Origin of the sequence: uncultured Nitrospira sp. (genome assembly GCA_902500695.1) — a bacterium.
In the GTDB taxonomy this organism is placed as follows: Bacteria; Nitrospirota; Nitrospiria; order Nitrospirales; family UBA8639; genus Nitrospira_E.
In genome coordinates, this window is record CABVRQ010000042.1 from 1 (window position 1) to 17,740 (window position 17,740).

General features: G+C 50.1%; 16 protein-coding genes. 8 read left to right on the forward strand and 8 right to left on the reverse strand.

The window, feature by feature from the left end:
• Positions 1-26 precede the first annotated feature (26 nt).
• The gene (locus AAH187_RS11570; RefSeq protein WP_342348615.1) at positions 27-746 is read right to left on the reverse strand and encodes a methyltransferase domain-containing protein; all 720 of its coding nucleotides are present in this window, start codon (positions 744-746) and stop codon (positions 27-29) included.
• 1,076 nt (positions 747-1,822) lie between these two features.
• Between AAH187_RS11570 and AAH187_RS11575 the strand changes: the two genes are divergently transcribed.
• Positions 1,823-2,281 (forward strand): hypothetical protein, encoded by a 459-nt coding sequence (locus tag AAH187_RS11575; RefSeq protein WP_342348616.1) that lies wholly within the window; start codon positions 1,823-1,825, stop codon positions 2,279-2,281.
• Between the two features lie 170 nt (positions 2,282-2,451).
• Here the strand turns inward: AAH187_RS11575 and AAH187_RS11580 are convergent, their stop codons facing one another.
• From AAH187_RS11580 to mutM, 7 genes are all read right to left on the reverse strand, one after another.
• The gene (locus AAH187_RS11580; protein WP_342348617.1) at positions 2,452-3,456 is read right to left on the reverse strand and encodes a phosphatase PAP2 family protein; all 1,005 of its coding nucleotides are present in this window, start codon (positions 3,454-3,456) and stop codon (positions 2,452-2,454) included.
• Positions 3,457-3,704: 248 nt separating this feature from the next.
• The gene (locus AAH187_RS11585; RefSeq protein ID WP_342348618.1) at positions 3,705-4,814 is read right to left on the reverse strand and encodes a hypothetical protein; all 1,110 of its coding nucleotides are present in this window, start codon (positions 4,812-4,814) and stop codon (positions 3,705-3,707) included.
• Positions 4,815-4,823: 9 nt separating this feature from the next.
• The gene (locus AAH187_RS11590) at positions 4,824-6,917 is read right to left on the reverse strand and encodes a M1 family aminopeptidase (protein ID WP_342348619.1); all 2,094 of its coding nucleotides are present in this window, start codon (positions 6,915-6,917) and stop codon (positions 4,824-4,826) included.
• A 166-nt stretch (positions 6,918-7,083) separates the two neighbouring features.
• On the reverse strand, positions 7,084-8,004 hold the full coding sequence (gene ftsY, locus AAH187_RS11595; RefSeq protein ID WP_342348620.1) for a signal recognition particle-docking protein FtsY: 921 nt from the start codon (positions 8,002-8,004) through the stop codon (positions 7,084-7,086).
• Positions 8,005-8,052: 48 nt separating this feature from the next.
• On the reverse strand, positions 8,053-8,502 hold the full coding sequence (gene ybeY, locus AAH187_RS11600) for an rRNA maturation RNase YbeY (protein WP_342348621.1): 450 nt from the start codon (positions 8,500-8,502) through the stop codon (positions 8,053-8,055).
• A 6-nt stretch (positions 8,503-8,508) separates the two neighbouring features.
• Positions 8,509-9,555, reverse strand: coding sequence for a PhoH family protein (locus tag AAH187_RS11605; RefSeq protein WP_342348622.1), 1,047 nt, complete (start codon positions 9,553-9,555; stop codon positions 8,509-8,511).
• A gap of 91 nt (positions 9,556-9,646) precedes the next feature.
• The gene (mutM, locus tag AAH187_RS11610; protein ID WP_342348623.1) at positions 9,647-10,477 is read right to left on the reverse strand and encodes a bifunctional DNA-formamidopyrimidine glycosylase/DNA-(apurinic or apyrimidinic site) lyase; all 831 of its coding nucleotides are present in this window, start codon (positions 10,475-10,477) and stop codon (positions 9,647-9,649) included.
• Between the two features lie 296 nt (positions 10,478-10,773).
• On the opposite strand from mutM, the gene AAH187_RS11615 reads away from it, so the two are divergent.
• The 7 genes from AAH187_RS11615 (at position 10,774) to AAH187_RS11645 (ending at position 17,450) form a co-directional block, all read left to right on the forward strand.
• Complete coding sequence (locus tag AAH187_RS11615; RefSeq protein WP_342348624.1) at positions 10,774-11,133, forward strand: hypothetical protein; 360 nt, start codon at positions 10,774-10,776, stop codon at positions 11,131-11,133.
• Positions 11,134-11,157: 24 nt separating this feature from the next.
• On the forward strand, positions 11,158-11,370 hold the full coding sequence (locus AAH187_RS11620) for a hypothetical protein (protein ID WP_342348625.1): 213 nt from the start codon (positions 11,158-11,160) through the stop codon (positions 11,368-11,370).
• 463 nt (positions 11,371-11,833) lie between these two features.
• Positions 11,834-12,463, forward strand: a complete 630-nt coding sequence (locus AAH187_RS11625; protein WP_342348626.1) for a hypothetical protein — start codon at positions 11,834-11,836, stop codon at positions 12,461-12,463.
• Positions 12,464-12,582: 119 nt separating this feature from the next.
• Complete coding sequence (locus AAH187_RS11630) at positions 12,583-14,379, forward strand: hypothetical protein (RefSeq protein ID WP_342348627.1); 1,797 nt, start codon at positions 12,583-12,585, stop codon at positions 14,377-14,379.
• Complete coding sequence (locus tag AAH187_RS11635; protein WP_342348628.1) at positions 14,376-14,873, forward strand: Rab family GTPase; 498 nt, start codon at positions 14,376-14,378, stop codon at positions 14,871-14,873. Before AAH187_RS11630 ends, AAH187_RS11635 begins: the two co-directional genes overlap by 4 nt.
• 100 nt (positions 14,874-14,973) lie before the next feature.
• The gene (locus tag AAH187_RS11640) at positions 14,974-16,788 is read left to right on the forward strand and encodes a sigma-54 dependent transcriptional regulator (protein WP_342348629.1); all 1,815 of its coding nucleotides are present in this window, start codon (positions 14,974-14,976) and stop codon (positions 16,786-16,788) included.
• Positions 16,789-17,201: 413 nt separating this feature from the next.
• Positions 17,202-17,450, forward strand: coding sequence for a hypothetical protein (locus tag AAH187_RS11645; RefSeq protein WP_342348630.1), 249 nt, complete (start codon positions 17,202-17,204; stop codon positions 17,448-17,450).
• Positions 17,451-17,740: the final 290 nt, after the last annotated feature.

The window sequence follows — 17,740 nt, forward strand, 5'->3', positions numbered from 1 at the left end:
TCAGGTCTTGCAATAAAGCATCAACCCTAATTTTGCATTTGAGTGGGGGCGCTACCTTCTTTCTTTGAGACAAATTCCAGAAAGTATTGGCGTGGGAGGAAGGCGTGTTCTTGGGACAAGGTAAAGCCGGCTTGTCCCATGTCCTTGATGACTTGTTCTTTCGGGACGAGGTGACTTTTTGAGAAGCCGAGTGTGCCGGATCGTTCATCGTTGTAGTAGTCGATAATCACCACACGCCCGTTTGGTTTGAGCGCAGGCTTGGTGTTGGCCAGAAAATTGATTTGTTTTTTTAAGTGATGATAGACGTCGCACAAGAACACGATGTCTGCGTTGTTTCCTGAAAATACGGGACCTTCCGGGCCGGCTAGAATGAAACGGACTCTGTTGGCGAGCCCAAGTTGTTCCAACCGCGCTTTGTTGTAATTCAACATTTTCTGTTCGACATCGATGGCGATGACCCGCCCATTTTCTCCCACCGATTCGGCCAAACGACGGGTGAAATAACCCGAGCCTGCCCCGAGATCAATCACCATCATGCCAGGCGTGAGGTTCAGGGCCTCAAGGACTTTTTCGGGTTGTTGGTGCTGATCACGTTCCGGCCGTTCAAGTGCCTGTATGTATCTGTTGATATCCCATGTTTTATGCGCGCAGCTTGCAGTAAGAATTAGGAGAACACAAAGGAACAGGAGGGAGAAAATCGTCGGCCTTTTGGACGCTTGGAATAGAGGGATCGAGCGTTGGTGCATATTCACCATCCTTACGTTCTTGTCTGGTTTTTGGATTATACGGGGTCAACTGCCCACAATTTTCTTTTATAACGGTTGAGAAGATGAGTTTCAAGTGAAAGGTGGAACAATGGTTAAAGGGGGAAGCTACCGTTCCCATGGGTTCTCCGGGCAACATGAAGCATACACAAATTACGCACAACGCTTCAGCAATAATGCAGGATGGTCGAGGGAGACAGGAGATAACTCTGATTGGCTCGGAAACTTCGTAACCTTTTGAGCCGGAAATGGCCTAAATAACGAAGATCCGGGGACGGATTGAAAAAGGTAGAAAAGCGATGAGGAGGCTATCAACTCCTAAGACTGCTCTTCGGTCCATATGGGATTTAGATAAAAATCCGTAGCCTGAGTCTACGCTATCGGTGCCGGGATTGATTGAGTGGATTCCCCATCCACCAGAGTCTGAATATTGGTCCAACCACAAGAGGTATCAATCCGAGAGAGAGCGTGAAGAACAGCTCTGATTCGGGTCCAGGGTGTGAGCAAGAATCCATAACAGGCCAACGGCCAATACCAACAGGGACATCCTGAGCGAGGTTGTGCTTAAAGATATTCTTCCATTTATTTGAAAAATGAATGATGACAAGTCCTGGGACAATTCCCTCCAGCATACCGCCAGGAGCATCTGAAGGAAAATGCAAATACCTTTCATGGGTTATGCCACTTAGGCGTTCCTCTCCGTATTCGACAGGCTCGATCAGCCGGACTATGGATGGGGATCCTCCCTTAGGCAATTCATACAAGCAATCCATAAAAATGCCTTTCAAGGGTTTTTGGCAGTTACGTCCGCACAGGTGAGGTATAGGATGAAACTCGTACCCTTCAATTTCCAAATCTGGAGATCATCAATTTTTTCATAGCTTTTCAGAAAGGAGGTTTATAAGAAAGCATTTTTCCTCTGCCCTGAACTGAATACTTCGATAGACCTTTTCATATCTAACTTACGGGACGAGAAAAATAAAGTCTGAGGATCCAGGAGATTTCTGGGTATGCCAAGCTCTATGAGTCCTATAAACTAAATCAAATCAGGAGGCATTATGAAAAACGTAGGAAAAGATAAATCTATTCTATTAATGGGAAGTTTGGCCGGAACCTGTTTAATGGCGACCGTAGCCTTTGCCAACCCCGCCCTGTTGCCGGATCACGCCGGGTACCCGATGAAAGAAACGAAAAGTCCGGTGAGTGGCGTATCCACGGCCAATGATCCAGGACAAGAAAATATGTACGGCCAAAAAGCCTTAAATGCTGCTACTAAAGAATACACAGAAGACCTGAAAACCCGTCGGTCCGGTGTTAAGGGAGCAAGCGACTCAGAGAATGAGAAGCAGATGGGGGATCGGACCCAAATGGGTGGCCAGGACCAGATGACGGGACAGAACCAAACTACCAGCCAGCATCAGAATGAAGGTCAAAATCAGATGAGAGGCCTGGACCAAATTAAGAGCCAGAGCCAAAGCGGGATGGATGGCAAAAACTCAATGCAGGGGCAAAACTAGAATCTTGGGCCATTACAAAACTCTACCCAGGTTTCCAGCCGAGGCAATTTCTCACAATCGATTAACGGTCATTCCGAGGGGGATGTCATGGGCCCCCTCGGCATAAAGATTATAGGCGTTTATTTCAGGAAGGACCCGATTCGGATTGTGGGGCATGCTGAGTTACATTGTTACGTTGGCAAAAGTGAACCGGATCGAATGATATAAGTCAGGAGGGTGATGAAAAACATGCCCAGTCCTATGATCACTTCAATCCAAATGGGATTCAGACCTGCGAAGAATCGATGCTTCTCCTCAGTTGGTAATTCGGATTGAGTTCCCATCCACCAAATCATTCCCGTCATCAGGCTTGCTCCCAGCACCACAATACTTCCGGTAGTGGTTGCTAAACCAAGGCCCATAAGCAGGCGTGGCCATTGAGGGAGCAGTCGTTCAGTAATTGAGGTTCCTCTAGAACCGACTTCCCGTATCCACCAGAGTCTTAGCCCTAATCCAAGCCCTATAGCTATCAGCCCGAGAAAAAGTGAGAGGGACGGTTTCAATTCCATGCCTGGATGGGGAACAATAATCCAAACCATCCCAAAGGCCGTGATCAGCCAGGGGAGACCATGAGTGAGTGTGTGCTGAGTGTACTCTTTCCACTTGCCAGGAGGATGAATGATGATCAGTGAGGTTCCGATCCCCACCAGTATTCCCCCAAGCACATCCGTAGGAAAATGGGCGCCGGTGATGACACGACACATTCCACCAAACGCGGCTAACCCGAACCACATGAATCGGCCATTGGGGAAATAATGCGCAAGGACCGTGGCTACGGCAAATGAGGCGGTGGTATGACCGGAGGGAAAGGAGTCCCATCCACTTTCAAATGACGGAGCGATTTCCCAGTCCTGGCCTTGCTTGAGTCTTGGGCGAGGGCGGCCGATGGTGTGTTTCAATATTTGAGTAAAGAGTCCGGCTACGCCATGTGCGAGTAAGGTATGAATACATGCGGACTTCCAGGTCGGCCATCCAAGCCGGAATCCCACTGCCCCGATTCCCAATGAAATGAGCACCAGAGTCAGCCCGTCGCCTAAGTGATTTCCTAGATTGCCAATGTGGTCAATGGCAGGATGCGTGAAACTATGTACGATCTGGAGGGTTGGACCATCTACCAGGGCTAGAGAAGCGAACAAGCCAAAGAAGAGGAGCCCGGATAGTCCGAATATCACGAGAGGAGATGGGCGGATGAGAACCTGCGGACGTCGGGGTAATGGAGGTGCGGGTGGTTGGTCAGTCACAGGATTGGGGGATGGGATTCGTCAACAGCCGTAGTCGAATTTTTTCCGTCTATGGAAATTCTTCCCCTCCTTCATCTTCCCTCTTGGCCGGGGAAGATGAAAGTGACGAATGGAAGTCCAAGTTTGACATGGCATTCGTCGGGTCAGGGTACCCAGTCAGCGAGAAAGATGTTGAATTCTTTTGGGTTGGCGGCATTCCGGTCGGATGACCATACCACCTGTTTTCCGTCAGGCGAGAACATCGGAAAGCTATTGAAGTGCCCATTGAAGGTAATTTGTTCGGGGTGCGTGCCATCTTCATTGATGACATGCAAGTGAAAAGATGGACGCCCCTGATGATCGGGGGGTGTCGACAAGTTGGAGGAATAGATGATGTGTTTCCCATCGTGAGCAAAGAAGGGAGCAAAATTCGATCGCCCGTTATCAGTCACCTGTACCTTGTTGGAGCCATCAGCATTCATGATGAAGATTTCCAGGTTTGACGGTTCCACAAGATTTTGCGTGAGGAGGTCACGATAGGTCTTCACGTCTTCGTCAGTTTTCGGATGGTGGGCTCGATAGACAATTCTTTTGTTGTCGGGAGAAAAAAATGCCCCCCCATCATATCCGACTTCCTGCGTCAGTCGCTTCAGATTCTTTCCATCGATATCCATGGTGTATACATCTAAATCCCCATCACGTATGGAGGTGAAGACAATGGTTTTTCCATCCGGAGAAATGGTGGCTTCGGCATCGTATCCTTGAGCGGAGGTCAAGCGATGTACGTCCCGGCCGCCGATGTTCATGGAGAAGATGTCATAATCATCAAGGGCCCACCGGTAGCGTTCGGTTTTTTCGGGGACTGGTGGACAAAATTGACTCGAGATATGCGTGGAGGAAAAGAGGACACGCCGGCCACCGGGGAAAAAGTATCCGCAGGTGGTGCCACCCAGGCCGAGACTGACTCGCCTGACATTCGTGCCATCGAGGTCCATAATATAGATTTGATAACAGGACCTGAGGGTCTTGCCATCGGGTTCCAGGGTTGATTGATACACCAACCGGTTACCCTCATCCGAAAAATAGGCTTCGGCATTTTTCCCGGAAAACGTGAGCTGCCGGATATTGGCCAAATGAGGTTCGGGTTGATCCTGAATGGCGGATGGTTCACCAGCCAGGGCTGTATTCCACATCAGCAATAAGGCCAGCAGGCTTAACAGGAGCATGGTTTGTATCGGTGTCTTGAATAGATGAACAGAAAAGGTCGGACGCATTCATAAGCCTCACGGTGAATGGCGAATAATCTCGAATGCAGAGTGTACGGGTTGAAACATCCCCCGGGCAATCACTTTTCCTTGCTTAAAGACCAGATAGCTATCCCACCCGTAAAAAAACAACAGCCGTGAAACGGGCTTGACGGCTTCAGGAGACGATCCGAAAAAGAATGTGACGGTATGGTTGGCATCCCGAGGGTGGGGACAAGAAATCAGGAAGGCCATTTCCGGGCCTTCGAATCTCTGAGCCTCAATGGAGATGTACCCCGGCTGGGTTTCCATGCTTTTTTCACAACTATTGAAGGAATTGGTTTCCAGCAGACGACGGGCAGAGGGTCCGATGACCAGGTATGAGGCCGATTCAGAAATGACCGGATCATCGGATTGGATTGTCTCGATCCCGGGTTGTCCCTCAAGACGTTGAAGCAGCGTTTCCAGACTTTGAGCCTCATCCGTTGTCATGGTCTGGGGTCTGATGAGAATTCGACGGGTGTCGGTTTCCCATCTATTCAACATGGGTGGAATGTGTGCACGTTGAAGGCGGAGCAGAAGGTGGTGATCAGGATCGATGGCGAGTGTCGTCGGACTCGCCGGGAGCTGCAGTGTGAAAGATTGTGCGGCCCGATCCACGTTGAGGACGGAGTCATGAATGAGCCCTCCTTGGAGATCGAGGTGGAGGGGAAGACGAATGGTGAATATGGGGTCCGCCTGCAGGATTGTTCCCGTCATCGTGAACCGTCCCTCTTGCGTGGGATCTTCCTGGACGAGGATATCCTGGATATCAAGGTTTGGTGCGCCGGGTTGATCGATCCATTGATGAAAAAACCACCCGAGGTCTCTTTCAGCCGCCTTCGAAAAGATCCGGAGAAGATCGTTCCACTCCAGATAGGTTCCCGTCCCTTCCTGAATGACCCGGCGAACCCCGTTGAAAAATGCCGCGTCCCCCATTTCCTGTCTGAGCATGTGAAAGGCCAGAGCTGTCTTCTGGTAGCCAATCGCATTATCCAGCCGGGTTTCCTTGTGGTGGAATGCCCGCACCGGATATTCCTTGTCCGGCTCCGCATACAGATTATATTCGTAGACCATCCGCCGTCGGGTGTTGAAGGCCTCCTGCTGATGGCCCCTGGCCTCGTCATAATAGTAATTGGAGAGATAGGTGGTGAGCCCTTCCACCCAATTGCCTTGAGCAAAGTCATTGAAGACGGAATTTCCGAACCAGGAATGGACGATTTCATGGCCAAGAGAATAGGGTTGGGTATATCCGCGCCGAATGACCCCTTCACCTAAAAGAGTGAATGAGGGAAGTCCCAGTCCGCTTGGGAAAAAATTTTCCACGACGGCGAATTTTGTAAACGGGTAAGGACCCAGGAGATCGGTATACATTTGAAGGTAGTCGATGGTCGCTTCTAAATATTGCGGAGCCAGGTGCGCGTCTTCGGGGTAAAGGTAGGTGGCGAGTTGAATGCCTTTCCATTCCTGCTTCTGCACCAGAAAATGATTGGCAGCCAATGTCAGTGCTTCACTCGGAAGGTTCACCCTCCATTGGGTGGTACGGCGTCCGTCAGTTACGCCATTCGCCACTTCCCGGCCCTGGGTGATCGCTTCCCAGTCTGAAGGGAGGCGGAGGGTGAGATCATACGTCGAGAGGGTCTGTTCCCATGTGGGATACCAGAATGTTTCATACGTTAAATACACGCCGTTGGGTCCAATATGTCCGTTGGTGTCATCCGGTTTGACAAAGCGAAGTCCCCCCGAGGCTTTTGGAGAATCATCAATCTGTCCGTGGTACGTCAGTGTAAGGATCGCCAGTTGGTCTGGCCCGTCAAGGGGAGGTAGGGGAATTTCTATAACCCGACGCGTTGACGGCGGTTGGAGAGTCGCGGCTTCCGAAGGGTGGGGGATTGGAAGCAAATTGCCGTTGAATTCGACTCGATCGATGGTGAGCTGAGGATGCAGGATGAAGGAGATGGATGAGTTGGCGCGATGGGATGGTGGAAGATGGATGCGGTCCAAACCGGTGATGGCATGGGTGTCAGGATTCAGTTCAATCAGTAATTCATGGTGAATAGGCTCCAATGTGTGGGCTTGGAGGGGATTTGCCATTGTTAGACATAGCAATGCCAATCCCAGGATAACTGATGGGACTTGGATTGCTGGAGGGAAGATTGGGTGACTGAAACTCACAAGATAATTTCCTTGCTCAATTTCCGAATACAGTTATTTTCTCTGGCAGAATATTTTGGGAGGAAGAAGGCTGTACTGTTTTAGGCTAGGGGGGGTCCGTTGGGAGTAACGCCTCGACAAACGCCGAAGCCTTAAAGTCCTGGAGGTCCGCCTCCCCTTCCCCCACACCTATTAAACGAATAGGAAGATTGAGTTCGTCCACGATCGCCACGACGACTCCGCCTTTGGAGGTGCCATCCAGTTTGGTCAAGGCCAATCCTGTGACGCCGAGTGACTCATGAAATTGTTGGGCTTGTGCAATGGCATTCTGCCCCAGCGTGCCATCCAGGACGAGAAGAGTTTCATGGGGGGCGCCGGGCATTTCCCGCGCAATGATTCGTTTGATCTTTTTCAATTCATCCATCAAATTGATTTTGGTGTGCAACCGTCCAGCGGTATCGATGAGGACGACATCCACATTTCGAGCTTTCGCGGCGACCATGCCATCAAACACCACGGCGGCAGGATCGGAGCCCTGCTTCTGCTTGATCACCTCGATGCCTGTGCGTTTCCCCCAAATATCTAATTGCTCTATTGCCGCGGCTCTGAAGGTATCACCGGCGACAAACAGTGTCTGTAACCCCTGTTGTGAAAACCGATGCCCGAGCTTGGCAATGGTCGTGGTTTTGCCGACACCGTTGATGCCGATGATCAAGACCACAAATGGACGAGGGCCGCGTCGAATCAGTTGTTCCAGCGGTTCGGTCTCGCCCTTGCGAAGAACGTCCATGAGGAGAGTATGGAGGACCGCTGTCGGATCGGTCCCACTGAACACCCGTGTTTTATCTTTAAGCATCTCAAGAAATCGCTCGACGGTGTGTATGCCCACATCGGCTTCCAGGAGACTGGCTTCGACATCTTCCAATGCGACGGGATCCAGGTGCCCCCGCCCCAGGCGACGCAATGACTTTTGCACCGACTGGCGTGTTTTTGCTAATCCGTTCTGAAGACGTTCAACCCATTTCATCGTTGATTTTCCCGACTATCAGGTCAAAAGAGTGTTCAATGGCTTTCGTTAGGCGAGAAGACGGGGAGCAGGCGAAAGTCGACCGAAGATCGCGCGCTCTTTGCGTTTCATCCGTTTAGCTTCCCGATCGGTGGTTTCATGGTCATACCCTAGTAGGTGAAGGGTGCCATGGATGAGTAAACGCAGAATTTCTTCATCAGCGGTGTTGTCAAATCGTGAAGCTTGAGCAAGGGCCACGGGAATACAAATCACGACATCTCCCACGAATGCCAATGACGACTGTAAGGCATCCTGCATGGGGAAGGCTAGCACATCGGTCGCATAGTCCCGCTGTCGGTACGTCCCATTGAGTCTCCTCATGCGAGTCTTGCCCACGAAGGTGAGACTTAGATTGACGGAAGGATACCCTGCCTGTTGTAACACGGCTTGCGTCAGGCGCCGAACTGTCGTGGGGCGAACGGATACTCGCCGGAGGTGGGAGCGAAGCCACACAGCCATCGGGGCTTACCGCGTTGGCCCCTGACCGTTTGTGTCCGACTTGGAAGAATTTCTATGAGATGCGGTCGAATGGCCGGTAGATATGTTGTGCGGGCTGTTGTTGGGCAGTTGGTGTTCAAACCGATCATATGCTTTGATAATTTCTTTAACCAACCGATGTCGGACCACATCTTGTTCCGAAAAATACACAAATTGTATTCCGTCAATATTGAGGAGAATGTCAGCAATCTGGGCCAATCCGGATTTCTGTGAATCGGGAAGATCGATTTGGGTGATATCCCCGGTCACAATGGCCTTGGAATTGAGTCCGAGCCTGGTCAAAAACATTTTCATTTGTTCGGTGGTGGCGTTTTGAGCTTCATCCAGGATGACAAAGGCATCGTCGAGTGTTCGTCCCCGCATGAATGCCAGGGGAGCGATTTCAATTTCACCACGTTCGAGGAGCCGATTGGCCCGATCAATGTCCATCATGTTGTACAACGCATCGTACAGGGGCCGTAAATAGGGGTGCACTTTGGCAAAGAGGTCTCCCGGGAGAAAGCCGAGGTGTTCCCCTGCTTCCACGGCGGGCCGTGCAAGGATGATGCGACTGACCTGTTTATGCGTGAGCGCTGCCAACGCCATGGCCATGGCCAGATAGGTTTTCCCTGTCCCGGCCGGTCCAATGGCTATGACGAGATCTGATTGATTAATGGCTTCGAGATAGGCCTGCTGATTGGGAGTTTTCGGGTTGACAGTTCCTTTTTTTGTCGGAAGCGCGCTGGCCGAAACGGTATAGGGTTTGAGTGGAGTGTCAGGTTTTTCTTCTGTTGCCAGAATGGCTCGTGAAATATCGTCAGGTTTCAGTTCGTAATAGGTTCTGGTCCAATCGGCTAATTCCCGCAAAATATGTTCGGCCCGCAGAACTGACTCCGGCTGACCATGAAGGGTGATCTCATCGCCCCTGGCCGCCATTCGGACCTGGAGTTCCCCTTCGATCATTTTGAGGTGCAGATCGTGTGGGCCGAAAAGATTGGCTAAATCGACCCCTTCCCGTAGTTTAAATTTTCGCACGTAGGATTCGATTCACCTCCTGTTAGCCATAATGACACTCATAGGTGATTCTAGCAAAGGTTTGAGATTGGCTCAAGGAAGGAGATGGAGATTACCGTCTCTTTTGGCAGGTCGAACAATAAAATGAGCTGCGTTCACTTTGCATGCGCGTGATGAGGGTTGGACAACCATGCGAGCATGGCAATCCTGCCTTCTGGTAGACCTGATGCGCTTCCTGAAAGTGTCCCTGTGATCCCTCGGGAGCACGAAAGTCTCTGATGGAAGAGCCTCCGGCAAGAATGGCTTCCTGTAATACCGTATGCATGGTGTCATAGAGCCGTTGACAGGTTGAGACGCCCAGCCGATAACCATGAGCCTGGGGGTGCACTCTGGCGCGAAATAGGATTTCATTGGCATAGATGTTTCCAATTCCGGCGAGGCGATGTTGATCGAGGAGAAAGGGTTTCAGTCTGCCTCGACAGCTTTGAATGAGCTTAATGAAGGGTTGTGCACCTATATCCAGGGCGTCAGAGCCAAATCGGCGTTGCATGAAGGCTTCCAAATCTGCTGGGGCGAACAGCCAGAGCCGGCCAAACCGTCGGGGATTCCAGTAATGCAGCTCAGTGGCCGGAGATCCGGAAACCTCGATGCGGCAATGGATGTGTTGAGGGGTTGAGGCCAAGGCTGGATGGAAAAACCAAAGTCCGGTCATTCCCTGCTCTGAAAGGAGGTACCGGGTTTCGTTGGCTCGATGGCAGGTAAAGATTAGACATTTGCCTTTCCGGGCAATATTGGTGATCGTGGAGTGCTGAAACCAGGGGATGAGGTCATGCCCTATGCGCACAATATCCGAACGGTGAATGGTGAGCGTTTCAATCGTCCCACCCAGGACATGCCGGTTCAGATGGTTGAGGATAACTTCGACTTCAGGGAGCTCGGGCATAAAAGGTTACGCGGAGAAAATGAAAGAGTTGAACGCGCTTGGGTACGTTTTTCCTATTATGGAAGGTTGTATCAGATTAGAAGTGGCACTGGGTATGGCCATGTTCATTTTCGGGGAGGTATCTTTTTGGTCAAGCCAATAAGCTCCGGCTCAAGTGTGATCAGAGTGGATTGAGCCAAGCTCTGAACGGGAAGCCTGGCCTGGAAAGAGGATCTGGAGTGTTTGGTTGCGGGATCTCTGGGAAGAAGCCTATACTTTGAACGAGACTTGCTCAATAGCGTGGATAAGGAAGAAGCATGACACAATTAAGCATCAAGCAGGTTGAAGAACGGTTAGGAGAAGTGAAGTGTCCTATTTGCAAGGCCAACCGTTTTGGAATCGACTCCAGGACGGCAACAGAAGACGGGGAATGGAAAGCGATTTGTATCGGGTGCCACTATATGTTTCCCGTTCATACCGATATGGATTTTTATGTACAAACCCAGCCGGATATTCCATATCATCTCAAGGAAATTCCATGTCCATCCTGTCGGCATCGCGGGGTGTCCCTGGACTTTAGAGCCGTACTCTCGGTTCGTGAATCCGTCTATTTTGTCACTTGTCCCGGTTGTCAGCTCAAGTTTCCTGAACGGTCCCATTTGGAATCGTTTGAGTAATCATCTGTAGAGGAGATTGTCATCATGGATCACGATACCACTTCTGAAGAACCGAACGATTCTGAAACAGGCGGCGCCAAAGATCCCCAGGCCGTCCTTCCTAAGAAAATTAAAAAAGAATTGTCTGTTGTATCTCTCCCTCATGATAATGATGTGATGGCTCAAGAAATGGCGGATATGTTTGACGAAGATCGAGTCACGCATCAACATGGAAATGCCGAGCCGGAAAAGGATTAGTAAAAAGACCAATTATACGTTCCTGCCTTCTGTAAATTTCTTATCCCCATTCCCCTCTATCATGGTTTCATTTTCCACGTTCTCTTTGTAGAGAGTTACGATGTTTGGGCTAGCCTTTGAAACTTCCCCCGCGTAACTTTCCCTCTGTTTTTATTGATCAGAGCATTAATTGGTTTTTTCTAAGTGGATGAATTCATTGTGTATTCATAATGAATTGGACTTTGGGAATTTGAGTTTTAGTTCTAAGTGAGGGATGACCGTTTTTCCCTTATAACAGTCCTAAAAAAATGGACGGACATTTTGACTCTTTTGCAAAAAAATCTCATCGAAGGATGAAATTCTACATGTGTATTTAAACGGGTGGGCGTCTTGTTCCCTTTTTTTATCAATGGTAGGATAACTTCGCTTAAGGGGTGTTCCCTAAGACGTAGAAGTTATTGGCCTACCTCCTGGAGTGACGACTATGAGTGTGATTGAACCCTCAAAAAAAACATTCAAGACCGTGGCCTATGAAGTCTCGAGTTCCTCTCAGGATACTTCGTCTTCCCAAGAGGGAGAATGGGCGGCACAGTCCGAAGAAGGGAGCCTGGATAAGGTTAGGGATATTCTCTTCGGGGCCCAAAGTCGGGAAATTGAAAAACGGTTCGCTGTGTTGGAGGATAGGTTGTTACAGGAAAGCGGCCGCCTACGAGAGGATCTTACCAAGTCTGTTGAGGATCTAAAAACGCACATGAATCAGGAAATCCAAGGGTTAGTCGGGAAATTACAGCAGGAACAGGATCGACGCACCTCCACCATTCAGGATATGGGACAAACAGTCAAGACCGTTGAAACCCAAATAAGTAAACGGATTGTGGAATTAACGGAGCATGCTTCGAATCAATTTCAGGCGATACGCGCAGACATGCAGAAGCAAAAACATGAGCTGATTGAACAGGATCAGGAGGCCATGAGCCGAATGGAGTCTCAATTCCAACAAGCGGTCAATGAGTTGAAGGTTGAGAAAACCGATCGGGCAGTATTGGCTGAAATGTTGATGGAAGTCGCGTTGCGCCTCAAAATGGGGGCCAAGGACACTGAGACCCAATCATGAAGTCTTGAAACTGGCATCTTGGGGTTATACCTCCCATGACGAAGGCAGACGATCAATTACACGTGTTTTTTTCCCTTCCCCCCATCAGAAAAACGTCAGCTTCCCCCTGAAGGCCAATTATGGAACGTACGCGTCGTTCGTCTCCTACTCATCCACCATCGGAGTTTGACAAAGGAGAGTCGGAAGATTTTTCGGCCCTTCGTCGTTTGTTGTTGTCTCCCGAGCAAGTTCAATTAGATCGTATACGACAACGTCTGGATACGTTGGTGATAGGGCCGCAGGAAGTGAGTCGTGTCCTGCCGGATGCCATTCGCCTTCGAGCCAGGCAGGATAATCGGTTATTGGCTTCCATGCTCCCGATTACACAAGAAGCATTGGCTCTTTCCATTAAACAATCTCCCCAGCTCATTAGTGATTCCATCGCTCCCATCTTGGGATCTGCCATTCGAAAAGCCATTTCTCGGGCCATGGGGGAAATGTTCCAATCTCTCAATCAGACGTTGGAATATAGTATGTCCTGGCAAGGACTTCAGTGGCGTTGGGAGGCGTGGAAAACAAACAGGCCTTTTGTAGAAGTGGTGTTGTTGCATACTCTTCGCTTTAGAGTGGAACAAGTATTTTTGATCCATAAAAAAACGGGATTGTTACTCAGTCATGTGATGGCGGAAGGGATATCCAGCCAAGGGGAAGCGGCAATTTCCGGCATGTTGACAGCCATTCAGGATTTTGTAAGGGATTCGTTTCAGCAGGGTCAGGATGAAGGATTGGAGTCGCTCAGGATTGGTGATTTGACTGTCTGGATAGAACAGGGTTCCAGCGCTATTTTGGCCACCGTGATTCGGGGAAACCCTCCTGTGAAATTGCGCGATTTTCTTCAAAACACCCTCGAATCCCTTCATGCCCAATATTCGGATTCCCTGCAAAATTTTCAAGGTGATGCCGCTGTTTTTTTAGAGACCAGAGCCCATTTGGAAGATTGTCTCCAGGCACAATTCGAAAAAAAACGAAAAGGGGTTCCGGTCGCATTTTGGGTGTTAAGTGCGCTTCTCCTGATCCTTTTGGGATGGTGGGCCTATCAGGCTTCTCTCAGTCATCAACAGTGGACGGAGTTGTTAAAGCGCATTGCGGCTGAACCGGGAATTGTGGTGACGACTATTCAGGAGGAAGGGGGGCGAACGGTGTTCCACGGATTGAGGGACCCGCTGGCTGTTGACCCTGAACGGTTGCTGGAAGAGGTGGGATATCCTCCCCATGCGGCCGGTTTTCACTTTGAACCGTTTATTGCCCTCACTCCGGAGATGGTTCGTCAGCGGGCAATCACCGTTTTACAGCCACCCGAATCGGTGGAGGTGAGCATTGAGGGTAGCCGGATCATTCTGATGGGGGAAAGTTCCCATGACTGGATTTCGAGAGTGGCTCGATCGGCCTCGGCAATCCCCGGGGTTTCGGAGATTTCCTTGGAACGTCTCATTGACACGGATGTGAATCAATTTGAAGCACTTCAGGTCGAATTGGAAGGGCAAGCAATTTTCTTTTTCCCAGGTCAGGGGAGGTTGCCGAATCGGGAATTGGGAAAAATTCAGCAGGTGAAATTCATTCTTCAGGAATTGGATAAAAAAGCCATGCAGCTCGGCCGGAAACCCTCTATTAATGTCATGGGTTATTCCAGTCCTGTGGGCTCTCAATTGACCAACATTGCACTGAGTAAAATGCGAGCCCAAAAAGTTCTGGAAATACTCGATGAATACCCCTTTCAGGTCTTAAAACTTTCAGCCTTTGGCAAAGGGGTTGACCCTGATGTGAAATCCGGTTCTGGGGAAGGGCAGGGGTTTTCTGCGAGTCGGCGAGTGTCTTTCAAGGTCGTGGAACCCGGGATAACCCAACGCAGGGAAATGGGAGAGAGGACCGGACGGTGATTCAGAAAAAAATTTGTATGTTAGGTGGGTTTGCCGTAGGGAAAACGAGCCTGGTGAAACGATTGGTATCCGGCATTTTTTCAGAAAAATATCTCACCACGGTCGGGGTCAAGATTGATCAAAAATCTTTGTCGGTATGCGGGCAAGACCTTCTGCTGGTTCTTTGGGATCTCTACGGCGATGATGACTTCCAAAAAGTTCGGGCGTCGTATTTGCAAGGGTCATCGGGATATATCCTGGTGATAGATGGAACAAGGAAAGAAACGGTAGATGTGGCAGGCAAGTTACATGAATTAGCCCGGAAGACCATCGGTCCTGTTCCTTTTGTTCTTCTGCTCAATAAACATGATTTGGTGGATGCGTGGGTGGTGGAGTGTCCCATGGTTTCTGATCTCAGTGCCCAAGCCTGTCTGGTATCCATGGTGAGCGCAAAAACCGGTGAAGGTGTCGAAGCCGCGTTTTCCGCCTTATCCGAGGCGATGCTGAAATCCTGAGGTCAGACGGGATCAAATACGCATCGACCGGTAAGTATTCGTCGATGAGTTCAATGAGATTCCCTCATCCCCTCGTCATTAACAGAGATTGGTGAGACTCATGTCCGGTTCCTTACCCGATCCTGCTTTTCTCAGTATCTTTGATGCGTTTATTTTCCAAAAAACTGCAGAACGGTTCGACCATTTGGGTGACCTTCCCAGTTGGTTTCCGCCTCCAGGCTTGAGTCAGGAGACTGGCTTGCCTCCTGAACAGCTATTGGACCGTTCATTTTTTCTTCAACAATTTCTCCATGAAGCCCAGGAATGGTGGGAATCCGGCAAGACGGGACAATGGAAATCCGGTTTGTGGAGCGAACCCGCATTATTTGGAGAAGACGTAGTCCTGGAAGCCACTGCCGTCCGTCATAGGTCTCTTCGGTATGTCGTTCTGCAACGCTTTGGACCCGATATCCTTCCTATCCAGCCCTTGCTCCAAAAGGCACGCGAAGAACAGCTTTCACATCGTCAGGCTGTCAACCAACATGAACGCACGGAAGCCCAACTCGGCAGTCGCTTAGCGAGAAGTGAACAAGAGCGGGATGATGTCATGGCCGTACTCGACGGTTTGGGATTGGGGACCATCATGCTCAATGCGAATCGTGACGTGACGTTTATAAGTGGAAAGGCCCGTGAGTTATTGCAAACTGATCCGGCCAGGATGATCGGACACACTCTTGTTGAGGGTTCTCCGTGGAAAACAGCAGACAGTACTCGGATCGAGGAAATGGGACGGGTGCCCGGGGCGCAGCGTCAGGTTGTGCCGGTGGTGATGGATGGAAAAAACCGTTCTGCAACGGCGTTGGAAGTGGAAGTTCAAGATGATCCGCGAGATCCGAGAAAAACCATTCTCTTATTAAAAGATGTCACCGAGATGGAAGAGTTGCGCCGGCAGTTGGTGGGGCCAACACAGTTCCACAGTCTGGTTGGAAAATGTCCCGCCATGCGCGTGGTCTATGAACGGATTCGAGACATTGCCGCGGTGGATGTGCCCGTGCTCATCGATGGGGAAACCGGGACTGGCAAAGAATTGGTCGCCCGTGCGTTGCATCAATTAAGCCCGCGTCACGAACATCCATTTTTGCCCGTCAATTGTGCCGGATTGACGGATTCTCTGTTGGGGAGTCAATTATTTGGGCATAAACGCGGCGCCTTTACGGGAGCAACCAGCGACCATGAAGGGTTTTTCGAATCGGCTGAAGGCGGCACGTTATTGTTAGATGAAATCGGGGATATGCCATTACCGATTCAGACGACCCTGCTCCGTGTGCTTCAAGAGGGAGAAATTATTCGTCTCGGGGAGTCTCGCCCACGGAAAGTAAATGTCCGGGTATTGGCGGCCACCAATCAGCATCTTCAAGAATTGGTCGACAAGGGTGCCTTCCGTGCGGATTTACTCTATCGAATCCGTGTTGCGCGATTACGGCTTCCTTCTCTGCGAGAGCGCCGCGAGGATATTCCGTTGTTGAGCACGGCGTTTTTCGAGAAAAGCCGCGTCGCCCTTGGCAAGATGCACGTTCTCGGTATGGCTCCCGAAACGATGCAGCGGTTCTTGCGCTATTCCTGGCCGGGGAATGTCCGGGAATTAAAAGGAGCCTTGGAATATGCACTGATACATTGCCGTGGTGAAAGCGTTCTTCCGACCGATCTGCCTCCTGAGTTGAGCGACGGGTCTCCGGCTGTTCAGACATCGTCTTTTTTAAAACCAAACGAACGCCAGCTTATCCTTGATGCCCTCACACAAACGAAAGGAAAACGTGCGCAAGCCGCAAAACTGGTTGGTATGAGCCGTTCTACCTTTTACCGACGTTTAACCGAATTACATATTGTTCAAGAAGATTCAGACCTTTCAGCTCCTCACTCCAAGAATTCTCAATAGCGCATACGCGACCTACAACCTCTGAAGCTTGTTTCAGGATTTCTTCACGATTAAGTGTAATTGGCACCCCATTTGCCTTCCATAACCCTATGCGAAAAGAATATTTTGTGAGATTTTTAGCTAGGAAATAGAAAAAACCCCGAAGAAATATCCGCAAAGTTCTCACCTCACCCCTCTCATCCATGTAAGAGAACAGCATTATTGGATCTGGTCAACCGAATACCCAATGACCATTTCTTGCCGTGTGTTTGTGGTCTTTCAAAATTTAAGGAGGTCCAATGAGCAGGAGGCAAATGCTGTGCTGTGCGTTCTTGAGTCTAAGTCTACGGGTCGTGCCGGGTTGGTCTCTGGCCGGTCCACCGGGGAAAATTACGCTGAAGGACGGCAGTTAAATCTATGGGGAAATCGTGGAAATGACCGAGGGCAAACTGCAGGTTAAGGCCTTATTCCATGATGGGGAGGACCCCATCACCATCAAGTGGTCTGAAGTCGCGGGAATCGATTCCAAGGATCCCATGAGTTTTGTTTTGGGTAATGGACCATCCTGTGGTAGGGAAGCCGGCTATGACGCAGTCAGGGAGGTTGGATATCAAAACCGAGTTTTTACCAGACCCCATACCTGTGCAGATGGATTGGATTTTGGCGGTGAATCCTCCGGTTAAAAAAAGGCCGTCGCCTTTACCGGAAACTTTAATTTTGGCGGGTCCGTTACCTCCGGCAACACGGATGTGAAAAACTTCAGTTTTGTGGGCGAACTGGTGACGAGAAGCGAACGGTTGCGACTGAGTATGTTGGGACGGTACCTGTAGGGCGAGAATGATGGCCAGTTAAATATCCGCAATACCCATGGCACGGTCAAGATGGACTTTTTTGTGACGAAGCGGTTCTATGCGTATACAGGGGTGTTGTTTGAGCAGGATATATTTCAGGACCTCAATCTTCGGTCGTCGGC